General features: G+C 72.1%; 11 protein-coding genes. 8 read left to right on the plus strand and 3 right to left on the minus strand.

Annotation, left to right across the window (positions count from 1 at the left end):
• The first annotated feature begins 95 nt into the window (after positions 1–95).
• Positions 96–1322 carry an MFS transporter gene (locus ACZ4O3_RS15915; protein WP_467722539.1) on the plus strand — a complete coding sequence of 409 codons (1227 nt, stop codon included), beginning with the start codon at positions 96–98 and terminating at the stop codon, positions 1320–1322.
• Here ACZ4O3_RS15915 and ACZ4O3_RS15920 read toward each other — a convergent pair.
• Positions 1265–2422 (minus strand): hypothetical protein, encoded by a 1158-nt coding sequence (locus tag ACZ4O3_RS15920; protein ID WP_467722541.1) that lies wholly within the window; start codon positions 2420–2422, stop codon positions 1265–1267. The genes ACZ4O3_RS15915 and ACZ4O3_RS15920 overlap by 58 nt on opposite strands.
• Positions 2419–3360 (minus strand): 5-dehydro-4-deoxyglucarate dehydratase, encoded by a 942-nt coding sequence (locus tag ACZ4O3_RS15925; RefSeq protein WP_362731324.1) that lies wholly within the window; start codon positions 3358–3360, stop codon positions 2419–2421. Before ACZ4O3_RS15925 ends, ACZ4O3_RS15920 begins: the two co-directional genes overlap by 4 nt.
• A gap of 224 nt (positions 3361–3584) precedes the next feature.
• Between ACZ4O3_RS15925 and ACZ4O3_RS15930 the strand changes: the two genes are divergently transcribed.
• From ACZ4O3_RS15930 to ACZ4O3_RS15960, 7 genes are all read left to right on the plus strand, one after another.
• The gene (locus ACZ4O3_RS15930; RefSeq protein ID WP_467722543.1) at positions 3585–4394 is read left to right on the plus strand and encodes an NAD-dependent epimerase/dehydratase family protein; all 810 of its coding nucleotides are present in this window, start codon (positions 3585–3587) and stop codon (positions 4392–4394) included.
• 254 nt (positions 4395–4648) lie between these two features.
• Positions 4649–5419, plus strand: coding sequence for a DeoR/GlpR family DNA-binding transcription regulator (locus tag ACZ4O3_RS15935; protein ID WP_467722545.1), 771 nt, complete (start codon positions 4649–4651; stop codon positions 5417–5419).
• A 122-nt stretch (positions 5420–5541) separates the two neighbouring features.
• Positions 5542–6912 (plus strand): ABC transporter substrate-binding protein, encoded by a 1371-nt coding sequence (locus ACZ4O3_RS15940; RefSeq protein ID WP_467722546.1) that lies wholly within the window; start codon positions 5542–5544, stop codon positions 6910–6912.
• A complete protein-coding gene (locus tag ACZ4O3_RS15945) occupies positions 6909–7850 on the plus strand; it encodes a carbohydrate ABC transporter permease (RefSeq protein WP_467722547.1) in 942 nt (313 codons plus the stop codon). The genes ACZ4O3_RS15940 and ACZ4O3_RS15945 overlap by 4 nt, the downstream gene beginning before the upstream one ends.
• Complete coding sequence (locus tag ACZ4O3_RS15950) at positions 7847–8683, plus strand: carbohydrate ABC transporter permease (protein ID WP_362725150.1); 837 nt, start codon at positions 7847–7849, stop codon at positions 8681–8683. Before ACZ4O3_RS15945 ends, ACZ4O3_RS15950 begins: the two co-directional genes overlap by 4 nt.
• Positions 8680–9669, plus strand: a complete 990-nt coding sequence (locus tag ACZ4O3_RS15955; RefSeq protein ID WP_362725147.1) for a zinc-dependent alcohol dehydrogenase family protein — start codon at positions 8680–8682, stop codon at positions 9667–9669. The genes ACZ4O3_RS15950 and ACZ4O3_RS15955 overlap by 4 nt, the downstream gene beginning before the upstream one ends.
• 104 nt (positions 9670–9773) lie before the next feature.
• The gene (locus tag ACZ4O3_RS15960) at positions 9774–10937 is read left to right on the plus strand and encodes a TerD family protein (RefSeq protein WP_467722549.1); all 1164 of its coding nucleotides are present in this window, start codon (positions 9774–9776) and stop codon (positions 10935–10937) included.
• A 63-nt stretch (positions 10938–11000) separates the two neighbouring features.
• On the opposite strand, the gene ACZ4O3_RS15965 is transcribed toward ACZ4O3_RS15960, so the two are convergent.
• Entirely contained in the window at positions 11001–12587 is a 1587-nt protein-coding gene (locus ACZ4O3_RS15965) for a TROVE domain-containing protein (RefSeq protein ID WP_362727785.1), read from the minus strand.
• Between the last annotated feature and the right edge of the window lie 242 nt (positions 12588–12829).

Consider the following 12829-nt stretch of genomic DNA (forward strand, 5'->3'; position numbering starts at 1 on the left):
TCATCGCTGCGCCCGCGGCCGGGCGGATTTCCGCCGTCCTTCTAGGGCACCTTCCCGATCCCCGCGCCCCGGCCTTAGACCCACGATGACCAGGCATGACCACCTCCTGGGCCGTCACCCGGCTGCTCCGTGACCGCAATGCCGGCCTCTGTCTGGCCGGTGTCGTGGTGTCCGGCTTCGGCACCTCGGCGCTCTGGCTGGTGTCGGGCGTCTGGGTCAAGGACCTCACCGGCTCCGACGGCCTCGCCGCCCTGTGCACCGCCGCGCTGTGGGCGCCCACCGTGCTCGGCCCCGCTCTCGGCACCCTCGCCGACCGGGTCCGCCGCAAACCCCTGCTCGTCCGCCTGAACCTCGTCCTCGCCGCTCTCCTGCTCCCCCTCTGGACGGTCGGCTCGCCCGGCTCCGTCTGGCTCCTCTTCACCGTCCTGGTCCTGTACGGCGCGGCGGGCGTCGTCGAGGACGCGGCCGGCTCCGCCCTGGTCGCCGCCGCCGTCGACCCTGCCCTCCGCGGTGACTTCAACGGGCTGCGGACGACCGCCCGCGAGGGCATGAAGCTGGTCGCCCCGCTGACCGGCGCCGCGCTCTACACGGCGTACGGCGGGCCGGCCGTGGCGCTGCTGGACGCCGGCACCTTCGTGCTGGCGGCGGGCGTGTGCGCGCTGCTGCGGGTGCGGGAGGAGCGCCCGCGGCCGGCCACCGGGAGCCGGCGGCGGGAGACCGCCGAGGGCGTCCGGCTGGTGTGGGGCCACCCGGCGCTGCGTCCGCTGGTGCGGGCGGGCGGCGCCACGATGTGTCTCGCCTCGCTCGGCAGCAGCCTGAACTACGCGGTGGTGGACGCACTCGGCCACGCCCCCGCCTGGACGGGCGTGATGTACACCGTCCAGGGCGCCGGCTCGGTCGCGGTCGGGCTGGTCTCCGGGCCCGCCCTGCGGCGGCTCGGAGAGCGCCGGTTCGCGGCGTACGGCATCGCGCTGACGGGGGTCGCGGTGGCCGCGCGGGCGGTGCCCTGCGACGCGGTGGTGCTGGCGTGCAGCGCGGTGGGCGGGCTCGGCCTGCCGTGTGTGCTGATCGCCGCCCACACCGCCGTACAGCGCGAGATCCCGGCGGCGGCGCTGGGCCGGGCCACCGCGACCGCCGACACCTTGATGTTCACGCCGAACGTGATCGGCCTGGCCGTCGGGGCCGCCCTCGTGGAACTCGTCGACCACCGGCCGCTGTTGGTGGTCCTCGGCGGCGCGCTGCTGGCCACCGCCCGGTCACTGGCTCAGCGCAGCGCCTCCCGCACCGCCGCCAGGTCCGAGTCGGACGCCAGCCCGGCGTGATACAGCCGCACTTCGCTCGCGCCCAGCGCATGCGCCCGGGCCGCGTCGGCCGCCAGTGTGCCGGGGCTGCCGCCCATCCCGGAGACCACCGTGAAGTTGGCGGCCAGGACGGTGTGCTCGCCCGCGTGCTCCGCGAAGGGCGCCAGCAGGGCCGTACCGCCCGCGCAGGGCACCACGACACCGTCCGCGACCGTCAGCACGTGGGCGGGGTCCACGCCCGCGTTGGCTCCGCAGTGGTAGGCCACCGGGTCGGCGTGCAGCAGGACCTGGAAGCCCTCGGGGGCCGCCGCGCGCACCGCGGCCACGGCCGCCTCCTGGAGCGTGCGGGCCTGCCCGTCGCGCCACGCGCGGGTGGCCGCCGCCACCGGTTCACCGAGCAGCTTCTCGACCGTCGGCCACCCGCCGTCGTCCGCGGCGCCCCGCCACAACGGCTCCAGGGCCTCACGGACGGCCGCGGCCAACTCGTCCGCGTCCAGACCCTGTTCGCCGTACCCGGCCCGGCAGGCCGGGCAGAAGCAGAGCGCCATCAGGTACTGGCCGGCGTCTGCCAGGCCGACCCCGGCGGTCTTGTCGTGGGCGTGCAGATGCTGCAGGCCGTACCAGCCGAGGGACTCCAGCTCGGTGCCGGCCGCGCCCGGGCGGACGGCGGCCTCGGCGGCGAGGCCGGTCAGGTAGGCGCGCGTCGCCGGCTGGGCGATGCAGGGCGCCCAGGGGTAGCGGTCGCCGTAGGCGTTGACGACCGAGGTGTCCGGGTGCTCGGCGCCCAGCCGGGAGCTGTGGGCGAGGACCACCCAGGTGTGGACGTCGAGGCCGGCGCCGGCCAGGGCTTCGGCGGCTTCCCCGTAGGCGTCGCCGGGGGCCCAGTCTCCCGCCGGGCAGGGGCGCAGCCGACGGCCCGCCCAGTGGTCGCCCGACGGGTAGTAGACGGCCGCGTACTCGGCGGTGACGATGCGGTGGCGCGGGTGCCGGGGGGTCAGCGCGCGGGTCGAGTGGTAGGCCGAGGCGAGGGTCACCTGGCGCACGCCGAGCGCGGCGATCCGTTCCGGGGCCCCGGGATCCCCGTTCACGTCCCAGGGGTAGACGAACGCCGACGCCTTCACGCGCCCGCCTCCAGCAGCGCGTACCCGCGCTCGATCAGCTGGGCGAGCTGCTTCACGTGGTCCTCGCCGGGTTCGTGCAGCGGGGGCCGGACCTCGCCGACGTCCAGGCCCCGCAGCCGTACGCCCGCCTTCACCAGGGAGACGGCGTAGCCCCGGCCCTGGGCGCGCAGTTCGACGAACGGGCGGTAGAAGCCGTCCAGCAGGCGCTCCACCGTCGGCCGGTCCCCCTCGCGCAGGGCGGTGTGGAAGGCGAGGCCGATCTCGGGGACGAAGCAGAAGACGGCCGAGGAGTAGAGGGAGATACCGATGGCCTGGTAGGCGAGCTGGGTCTGTTCGGCGGTGGGCAGGCCGTTGAAGTAGAGGAAGTCGCCGGGGACCTCGGTGCGCACGGCGCTGACGACGCGCTGCATCAGGTCCAGGTCGCCGAGGCCGTCCTTGAAGCCCATGATGCCTTCGGTGCGGGCGAGTTCGACGACCGTGGGCGGGGTGAACACCGCGTTGTCGCGCTGGTAGACGATCACCGGGAGACCGGTCGCCGCCGCCACCTCCCGGTAGTGCCGCAGCAGGCCCTCCTGGCCGGCGACCACCAGGTAGGGGGGCATGGCGAGCAGGCCGTCGGCGCCGGCGTCCGCGGCGAGACGCGCGTAGCGCACGGCGAGCGCGGTGCCGTAGCCCGCGCCCGCGATCACCGGTACCCGGCCCTCGGTGGCCGCCACGGCCTCGCCCACGCAGGCCTCGAACTCCTCGGGCAGCAGCGCGTGGAACTCCCCGGTGCCGCAGCACGCGAACACGGCCGCGGCACCGGCCTCGACGCCCCGGCGCACATGCTCGCGGTAGACGTCGAGGTCGAGGGAACCGTCGGCGCCGTAGGCCGTGACGGGGAAGAAGAGCGGCCCGCGCGGGTCACGGAGCCGCGCGGCGAGAGGGACTGGCGTCACGGGCGCTCCCTGTTGATGCATGTGTCTGATCAGCGTCCATATTCATGAACGCGACCACGTTACGATTCCCCATTGGCGGCGGTCAAGCCGTGAAACGGGCAACACGAAGGCGGATTACCGCACTCCACGGCACACTTGACCCAGTACGCCCCCGCTCCCTAGCGTGTCCATGGATGTGAATGCCACCCATGTACGCGATCGGTGTCGAATCAAGGAGACCGCGGATGCCCACTCCCCGCACGCTACTGCTCACCGGCGCCGCAGGCGGGCTCGGCACCCTGATGCGGTCCCTGCTCCCGGCGTACGGCTACGAACTGCGGCTCTTCGACATCCGCCCGATCGACGGCGAGCCGGACGCGATCACCGCCGACCTCGGCGACCGGGACGCGCTGCGGGAAGCGGTGCGGGGCGTGGACGCGGTCCTCCATCTCGCGGGGATCTCCCTGGAGGCGCCCTTCGAGAAGATCCTCCGCTCCAACATCGAGGGCACCTACCACCTGTACGAGGCCGCCCGTGAGGCAGGTGTGCCGCGCGTCGTCTTCGCCTCCTCCAACCACGCCGTCGGCTACACCCCGGCCCCGCGCGCGGGCGACCCGCTGATCCCGGTCGACACCCCTCGCCGCCCCGACACCTTCTACGGCCTGTCCAAGTCCTTCGGGGAGGATCTCGCCCAGCTCTACTGGGACCGGCACGGCCTGGAGACCGTCTCCGTCCGCATCGGCTCCTGCTTCGCCGAGCCTGCCGACGTGCGCATGCTCTCGGTGTGGATGAGCCCGGCCGACGGCGCCCGCCTCTTCCACGCGGCCCTGACCGCCGAGGAGGTCGGCCACACCGTCGTCTACGGCTCCTCCGCCAACACCCGTCTGTGGTGGGACCTCACCGGCGCCCGGGCCCTCGGCTACGAGCCGCGCGACGACTCCGAGCGGTTCGCGGAGAAGCTGATCGCCGAGCACGGCGAGCTGGACCCGGAGAACCCGGCCCACACCCATCTGGGCGGCCGGTTCGTCAACGACCCGCCCATCTGGCCCTACTGACGGCGTACGGGATGCCGGACACGGCGGCGGGCGGGCACCGAACGGGCCCGCCCGCCGCCGCATTCGGGCACCGGTCATGCCCGATCTCACGTCCCGCACAGCAGCGCCCCAGGTCCGAGACGGGCACGCCCCGGCACAACCGGGCACATGCGGGCAGCATCGGGTTGGCAACAGGCCTGGTCAGCGACGTGCGCCGGAGGTACAACTTCCCCCATGGCCCGAACGGGCAGTTCCACAGGGAGGTGGGTGCCGGCATGAGCACCAGGACGGCGGAAGAGCGCCAGCGCGAGATCGTGCGGGCCGCCCGGACCACCGGTTCCGTGGACGTCACCGCGCTCGCCGCCGAACTGGGCGTGGCCAGGGAGACCATCCGGCGCGACCTGCGCGCCCTGGAGGACCACGGGCTGGTGCGGCGCACCCACGGCGGCGCCTACCCGGTGGAGAGCGCCGGTTTCGAGACCACACTCGCGTTCCGGTCGACCAGCCACGTCCCGGAGAAGCGCCGGATCGCCTCCGCCGCCGCCGAACTGCTGGGCGACGCGGAGACCGTCTTCGTCGACGAGGGCTTCACCCCCCAGCTCATCGCCGAGGCGCTGCCCACGGACCGGCCGCTGACCGTGGTCACCGCGTCCCTGCCGGTGGCGGGCGCGCTCGCGGAGTCCGAGAACGCCTCCGTCCTGCTGCTCGGCGGCCGGGTCCGCTCCGGCACCCTCGCCACCGTCGACCACTGGACGACGAAGATGCTCGCCGGCTTCGTCATCGACCTGGCCTACATCGGCGCCAACGGCATCTCCCGCGACCACGGCCTGACCACGCCCGACCCGGCGGTCAGCGAGGTGAAGGCGCAGGCGATCCGGGCCGCGCGCCGCACCGTGTTCGCCGGCGTGCACACCAAGTTCGGAGCGGTCAGCTTCTGCCGGTTCGCGGAGATCGCCGAGCTGGAGACCATCGTCACCAGCACCCTGCTGCCCGCCTCCGAGGCCCACCGCTACTCGCTCCAGGGCCCGCAGGTCCTCCGCGTCTGACACCGAGCCGACCGAACCGTCCGTCCGACCACAGCCCCCCAACGGCACCCGCCCGCCCCGGTGCGCCCCTTATGTACCCATAAGTCCTTCAGATCTCCCCATCAGTTCTCCAGGAGTACCCCATGCGAACCCAGAGCCGACGAACGCCCCGCGCCCTGTTTGCGGTGGCCGCCGCAGGAACGCTGACCACCTCGCTGCTCGCCGGCTGCTCGGGCGCCGGCGCCGGCGGCGGTTCCTCCGCCCACTCCATCAATGTCCTGATGGTGAACAACCCGCAGATGGTGGAGCTGCAGAAGCTCACCGAGGCCGGCTTCACCAAGGACACCGGGATCAAGGTCAACTTCACCGTGCTGCCCGAGAACGACGTCCGCGACAAGATCAGCCAGGACTTCGCCAACCAGGCCGGCCAGTACGACGTCGCCACCCTCTCCAACTACGAGATCCCGATCTACGCCAAGAACGGCTGGCTGGAGCCGATCGACTCGTACGTCGAGAAGGACACCGCCTTCGACCAGCAGGACATCCTCAAGCCGATGCGGCAGGCCCTCACCGCGGCGGACGGCAAGCTCTACGGCGAACCCTTCTACGGCGAGTCGTCCTTCCTGATGTACCGCAAGGACGTCTTCCAGAAGAAGGGGCTGACCATGCCGGCCCATCCCACCTGGCAGCAGGTCGCCGACCTGGCCGCCAAGGCGGACGGCGCGGAACCGGGGATGAAGGGCATCTGTCTGCGCGGGCTGCCCGGCTGGGGCGAGATGCTGGCGCCGCTGACCACGGTCGTCAACACCATGGGCGGCACCTGGTTCGACAAGGACTGGAAGGCCCGGCTGGACGCCCCGGAGTTCAAGAAGGCCACGCAGTTCTACGTCGACCTGGTCCGGCAGCACGGTGAGGCCGGCGCCGCGCAGTCCGGCTTCGCCGAGTGCCTGAACGACACGACCCAGGGCAAGACCGCGATGTGGTACGACGCCACCTCCGGCGCGGGTTCGCTGGAGGCCGCCGGCTCCCCGGTGAAGGGCAAGATGGGCTACGTCCCGGCGCCGGTCGACAAGACCGACAGTTCCGGCTGGCTCTACACCTGGGCGTGGGGCATCCAGAAGGCCTCCAAGAACCCCGACGACGCCTGGAAGTTCATCTCGTGGGCGTCGAGCAGGGACTACGAGAAGCTCGTCGGCGAGAAGGCGGGCTGGGCCAACGTGCCGGCCGGCAAGCGCACCTCGACGTACGACATCCCGCAGTACCGCAAGGAGGCGGCCGCCTTCGCGGACGTCACCCGGGACGCCATCGCCGGTGCCAAGCCCAACGACCCGGGTGTGCAGCCGCGGCCCGCGCCCGGCATCCAGTTCGTCGACATCCCCGAGTTCACCGACCTGGGCACCAAGGTCTCCCAGGAGATCAGCTCCGCCGTCGCCGGCCAGCAGTCCGTGGACGACGCGCTGAAGAAGGCCCAGAAGCTCGCCGAGGCCGTCGGCAAGAAGTACGAGGGATCATGACCGCCACCGCCTCCCCCCGGGTCGCCGCCGCCTGCGCGCGGCCGGCGCCCCGGCCCCCGTCCGACCGTCTGCGGGCCTGGGCCACCCGGGCGCCGCTGCTGCCCGCGCTGGTCTTCATGATCGTGGTGACCCAGCTGCCGTTCGTGGCGACCGTGGTGATCTCGTTCTTCGACTGGAACGCGCTCTACCCGAAGGACCGCCACTTCACCGGTGTCGACAACTACCGCCAGGTCCTGACCGACCCGGACCTGCGCCATTCGGTGTGGACGACGGTCCTGCTGACGGTCACCGTGGTGCTGGTCAGCCTGGTCCTGGGCCTGGTGGTGGCGCTGCTGCTGAACCGCAGGTTCCGGGGCCGCGGCGTGGTCCGCACCCTGATGATCGCGCCGTTCCTGATCGTCCCGGTCGCGGCCGCGCTGCTGTGGAAGCACGTCCTCTACAACCCCGAGTACGGCCTGCTCAACGGCCTGCTGCACTACGTCGGCGGCCCCCAGCCGGACTGGATCTCGGACAACCCGCTGCTCGCGGTCGAAGCCGCACTGGTGTGGCAGTGGACGCCGTTCATGATGCTGATCCTGCTGGCCGGACTGCAGAGCCGCGACCAGCAGCAGCTGGAGGCGGCCCGGGTGGACGGCGCGAGCGACTGGCAGGTCTTCCGCTACCTGACCCTCCCGCATCTGCGCCGGTACCTCGAACTCGGCGGCCTGCTGGGCTCGATCTACATCGTGCAGAACTTCGACGCGGTCTTCACGATCACCTCCGGCGGCCTGGGCACCGCCAACCTCCCTTACACCGTCTACCAGAGCTTCTACCAGGCCCACGAGAACGGCCTCGCCTCGGCCGCCGGCGTCGTGGTGGTCATCGGCTCGATCATCATCGCGACCTTCGCCCTGCGTGTGGTGTCGTCGCTGTTCCGCGAGGAGGTGGCGCGCGCATGAACACCGCCCTGAACGTCGTACGACGAGGCGGACTCGGGCTGCTCGCGTGGCTGACCGGGATCGTGTTCTTCCTGCCCATCGCCTGGATGGCGCTGACGTCCTTCCACTCCGAGTCGGACGCGGCGGCCAACCCGCCGTCCTTCACCGCCGCCCTCACCCTGGACAGCTACCGCGAGTTCTTCGGCGTCGGCGGTGGCGCGAGCCCGTGGCCCGCACTGATCAACTCGGCGATGGCGTCGGTGGTCTCGACGCTCTTCGTCCTGTTGCTGGCCTTCCCCGCGGCGTACGCGCTGTCGATCCGGCGGGTCAGGAAGTGGACGGACGTCCTGTTCTTCTTCCTCTCCACGAAGATGCTGCCGGCCGTGGCGGGCCTGCTGCCGATCTACCTCTTCGCGAAGAACGCCGGGATGCTCGACAACATCTGGCTCCTGGTCATCCTCTACACCTCCATGAACCTCCCGATCGCGGTGTGGATGATGCAGTCCTTCCTCGCCGAGGTCCCGGTCGAGGTCGTCGAGGCCGCGCGGGTGGACGGGGCCCGGCTGCCGACGATCCTCGCGCGCGTGGTCGCCCCCATCTCCCTCCCGGGCGTCGCCGCCACCGCGCTGATCTGCTTCATCTTCAGCTGGAACGAACTGCTCTTCGCACGCGTGCTGACGGGCGTGGTCGCCGAGACCGCCCCCGTCTTCCTGACCGGCTTCATCACCAGCCAGGGCCTGTTCCTGGCGAAGGTGTGCGCCGCGTCGCTCGTCGTCTCCCTGCCGGTGCTCGCCGCAGGGTTCACCGCCCAGGACAAACTGGTCCAGGGCCTGTCGTTGGGAGCCGTGAAATGAAGGCCGCCGTCATCGAGTCCGTGGGCCGTGCCGTCGTCACCGAGGTCCCGGACCCGACCCCCGGCCCCCGCGAGGTCGTGGTGGAAGTGGCCGCGTGCGGGCTGTGCGGCACCGACCTGCACATCCTCCAGGGCGAGTTCGCCCCCAAGCTGCCGATCGTGCCCGGCCACGAGTTCGCCGGCGAGGTGGTCGGCGTCGGCACCCAGGTGACCGAGGTGGCGGTCGGCGACCGGGTCGCGGTCGACCCGTCCCTGTACTGCCACGAGTGCCGGTACTGCCGGGACGGCCACAACAACCTCTGCGAACGCTGGGCCGCCATCGGCGTGACCGTGCCGGGGGGCGCCGCGCAGTACGCGCTCGCCCCGGTCGCCAACTGCGTGAAGCTCCCCGAGCACGTCCGCACCCAGGACGCGGCCCTGGTCGAGCCGCTGTCCTGCGCGGTACGCGGCTACGACGTGCTCAACTCCCGCCTGGGCGCGCACGTCCTGATCTACGGCTCCGGGACCATGGGCCTGATGATGCTGGAACTCGCCAAGCGGACCGGCGCGGCGAGCATCGACGTGGTCGACCTGAACCCGGCCCGGCTGGAGACCGCCCGCGCGCTGGGCGTCTCGGCGTCCGCCGCGAACGCCGACGAACTGGACCGGCCGCGGGGCTGGGACGTGGTGATCGACGCGACCGGCAACGCGGCGGCGATCCAGGACGGCCTGGAGCGGGTCGCGAAGGCCGGCACCTTCCTCCAGTTCGGCGTCGCCGACTACGCGACCCGGGTGACGATCGACCCGTACCGCATCTACAACCAGGAGATCACCATCACCGGCTCCATGGCCGTCCTGCACAGCTTCGAGCGCGCGGCGGAGCTGTTCGCGAACGGAGTCCTGGACCCGGAGGTCTTCATCAGCGACCGCCTGCCGCTGGACAGCTATCCGCAGGCGCTGGAGCAGTTCGCGGCGGGGGTGGGCCGGAAGATCGTCGTCGTCCCCTGAGCCGGATCGCGGGCTTGCCTGGGCCGATCGGGGGACACCGGGAGGGCCGCCCGACGGTAAGGGAACGGTAAAGCGGTGTTGTTCGTTCACGCGGCATGACAGCTATGACCCCTGGCTCGAACATCCCTCTTCCCGTCTCCCGGGTGGCGGTGGACGTCGCCGCCCCGGTGCGGCTCGACGTGTCGGGCCTGCTGCTCACCGGCGACGGCAAGGTGCGCTCCGACGACGACTTCATCTTCTACAACCAGCCCGCCGGCCCGGGTGTGACGTACCGCTCCGGCGGCGGTACGTCCCCGGACGCGATCACCGTCGACACGTCGGCCGTGCCTCCCGGCATCGAGAAGATCGTCGTCACCGCGAGCCCCGACGCCGCAGGTCAGACCTTCCAGGGCATCGAGCCGACGGCGACCATCCGCAACGCGGACGACGGCTCGGTGCTGGGCACGTTCACGCCTCCGCGGCTGGGCACCGAGACGGCCCTGGTGGTCGTCGAGATCTACCTGCGCAACGGCGCGTGGAAGGCCCGCGCGGTCGGCCAGGGGTACGCCGACGGCCTGGCCGGCATCGCGACGGACTTCGGCGTGACGGTGGAGGAACCGGCGGCGGCCCCGGCCCCGCAGCCCACCGCTCCCCCGGTCGTGGCCCCGCCCGTCCCCGCAGCACCGCCCGCGCCGCCCGCGCCGGGCGCCGGGAAGATCAACCTCGACAAGGGCAGGGTCAGCCTCCAGAAGAACCAGACCGTGTCCCTGGTCAAGGGCGGCAGCCCGCTGCTCTCCCTGGTCCACATGGGCCTGGGCTGGGAGCCGGCGTACCGCGGCAAGGACATCGACCTGGACGCCTCGGTCATCGCCTACGGTCCGCAGCGCGACCACGTCGACAGCTGCTACTTCGGCAAGCTGTCCATCCTCGGCGGCGCCATCAAGCACTCCGGCGACAACCTCACCGGTGAGGGCGGCGGCGACGACGAGGTGATCGTGGTCGACCTCGGCCGGATCCCCCCGCAGGTCACCGGCCTGGTCTTCACCGTCAACTCCTTCTCCGGCCAGAAGTTCACGGAGGTCGCCAAGGCCTACTGCCGGCTCCTGGACGCCGCGACCGGCGAGGAACTGGTCCGCTTCGACCTCACCAGCGCGGAGGCGCAGACCGGCGTGATGATGGCCAAGCTGGTCCGCCAGTTCTCCGGCGAGTGGGACATGACGGCACTGGGCGAGTTCGTGAAGGCCCGGACGGTACGGAACATGGTGAAGCCCGGCGCGCAGGCGCTGTAGCGGGCAGGGGTGTGGCCCGCATCCCCCGTGCGGGTGCGGGCCACGCTCATGGGCCGACGACGGTCAGGCGGCCGTCGCCCACGGCCAGTCGGCGTCCCGGGCGGACTCCAGCAGCGGCACCATCCGGAAGGACGCGTCCGAAAGACCCCCGAAGGTGTGCCGGCCGGCGCTGCCCGACGGGCCGTGGCCGACCCGGTAGCCGGCCAGGTTCCAGGTGTAGACCGGGATGTGCGCCGGGACCTGCCGGGTGGGGTCGCCGTCCCGGTGGTGCGCGTACTGCTCGTCGGTGACGATCAGCACCCGGTCCTGCCCCCGGTAGTGGGAGCGGATCGCCGAGGTGGTGTCGGTACCGCCCAGCGAGCCGAACCGGCCGAGGACCCTCAGCACCGACTCGCCCCTGCCGAACGCCAGCCGCCTGCTCGTGGTACCGAACTCGACGAGGTCCGCGTCCGCCGCCCGCAGCGCGAGCGCCGTACCGAAGATCGCCGCCGCGTCGGCCCGGTTGAGCCGCGAGCGGTCGGACAGCGGGCCCCACATCGAGCCGGACCGGTCGACCAGCACCAGTGTCCGCCCCGGCAGCGCGGGCACGTTGGCCAGCGAGTGGCCGAGCGCCCGCTCCAGCGGACAGGACCAGCGCAGCGACGGGGCGTGCCGGTAGGCGGCGAGGTACCGGAACGGGAACTGCCGCGAGCGCGCCACCTCTGCCGGGTCACTGATCCGGGCCGCGACCTGGGCGGCCACCTCGTCGCAGACTCCCGCCTCGTCGAAGTTCCGCAGGTTGCGCACGAGCGCCATGGCCCCCATGGACGGGATGACCGCCTCCCAGGCCGCCCGGTCCATCGGTCCCTGGAGCCAGCCGGCCAGCGCCTCCCAGGTGATCCCGGCCGCCGCGAGCCGCTCGGCGCCACCGGGCTCGGTGACGACCGCGCGCCGCCGTGCGACGGGCAGCGCCATCAGTTCGCGGTGCGCGGCGAGCACCGGGCTCGACGCGGGCGGTACGGCCGTGTCCGGGTGGTGCCGCCGGTCCAGCGCGTACCGGAACAGCTCGCCCTGCCACGGCTTGTCCGGGTCCGGCGCCGCGTGCACCAGGTTCAGGATGTCGCCGAAGCGGTACCCCTTGGCCGCGGTGTCGTACTTGAGCAGCGACTGGCCGTGGTAGAGCCGCCGTACGGCGTCGGCGATCCCCCGCTTGACGGGCTTGGGGACGGCTCGGCCGTAGGTCGCCGTCCAGTAGGCGAGGAACTCGCCGGGCTCGTCGGGCCGCCGCAGCACGGAGGCGACGACCCGCCGGTTCGCGGGGCCCTCGGTGGCGCCCGTGGTCAGGCGTGCGTGCACGTACTCGGCGGCGCCCACGAGGGAGGCGGTCCGCATGCTGCCCTCGCCGCGCAGCCAGCCGAGCAGGCCCGCGGTCCAGGCCGGATCGGTGACGGCGAGCTCACGGACGAGCTTCGCGTACCGGTCGTCGCGGTCGGCACCGTTCTCGTAGAAGGTCTGCTGCGAGACGAGGTTGGCGAGGGCGAGCAGGAAGAGCTCGGAACGCGCGTCCCGCTCCCGGCCGCGGCCGCCCTGGTAGGTACGGAGTACGTTTCCGGTCGAGGTGACCCGCGAAACGGGCTGTGCCCGGGCCGCCTTCGTGTTGAATCGCGCCATGGTGAATCCCCCGAATTCATGGGAGCCCGGGAAAAGGCGCGGCAAGTGGAGGGTGCCCGAGATCAGGATTCGGCGACGGGACGTCGACCTGGCGCGTCTTCCTTTCCGCCACATCGGCCCTGAGCCGACGACGGGATTCGAACCCGCACCCTCTTTCGAGGACCAGGGCCCTGAAGTATCCGCTGCCTGCGCACCGGGCACCCACCACTGGCTGCGCCTCCCGAGTCCAGTGACACACGCAC

The organism is Streptomyces sp. NPDC026515, assembly GCF_055567595.1.

Excerpts from the sequence above, each read along its gene's own strand:
- ACZ4O3_RS15930 (WP_467722543.1), top strand. The coding sequence starts at position 3,585 with ATGCCCACTCCCCGCACGCTACTGCTCACCGGCGCCGCAGGCGGGCTC.
- ACZ4O3_RS15960 (WP_467722549.1), top strand. The coding sequence starts at position 9,774 with ATGACCCCTGGCTCGAACATCCCTCTTCCCGTCTCCCGGGTGGCGGTG.
- ACZ4O3_RS15955 (WP_362725147.1), top strand. The coding sequence starts at position 8,680 with ATGAAGGCCGCCGTCATCGAGTCCGTGGGCCGTGCCGTCGTCACCGAG.
- ACZ4O3_RS15965 (WP_362727785.1), bottom strand. The coding sequence starts at position 12,587 with ATGGCGCGATTCAACACGAAGGCGGCCCGGGCACAGCCCGTTTCGCGG.
- ACZ4O3_RS15940 (WP_467722546.1), top strand. The coding sequence starts at position 5,542 with ATGCGAACCCAGAGCCGACGAACGCCCCGCGCCCTGTTTGCGGTGGCC.
- ACZ4O3_RS15950 (WP_362725150.1), top strand. The coding sequence starts at position 7,847 with ATGAACACCGCCCTGAACGTCGTACGACGAGGCGGACTCGGGCTGCTC.
- ACZ4O3_RS15935 (WP_467722545.1), top strand. The coding sequence starts at position 4,649 with ATGAGCACCAGGACGGCGGAAGAGCGCCAGCGCGAGATCGTGCGGGCC.
- ACZ4O3_RS15945 (WP_467722547.1), top strand. The coding sequence starts at position 6,909 with ATGACCGCCACCGCCTCCCCCCGGGTCGCCGCCGCCTGCGCGCGGCCG.
- ACZ4O3_RS15915 (WP_467722539.1), top strand. The coding sequence starts at position 96 with ATGACCACCTCCTGGGCCGTCACCCGGCTGCTCCGTGACCGCAATGCC.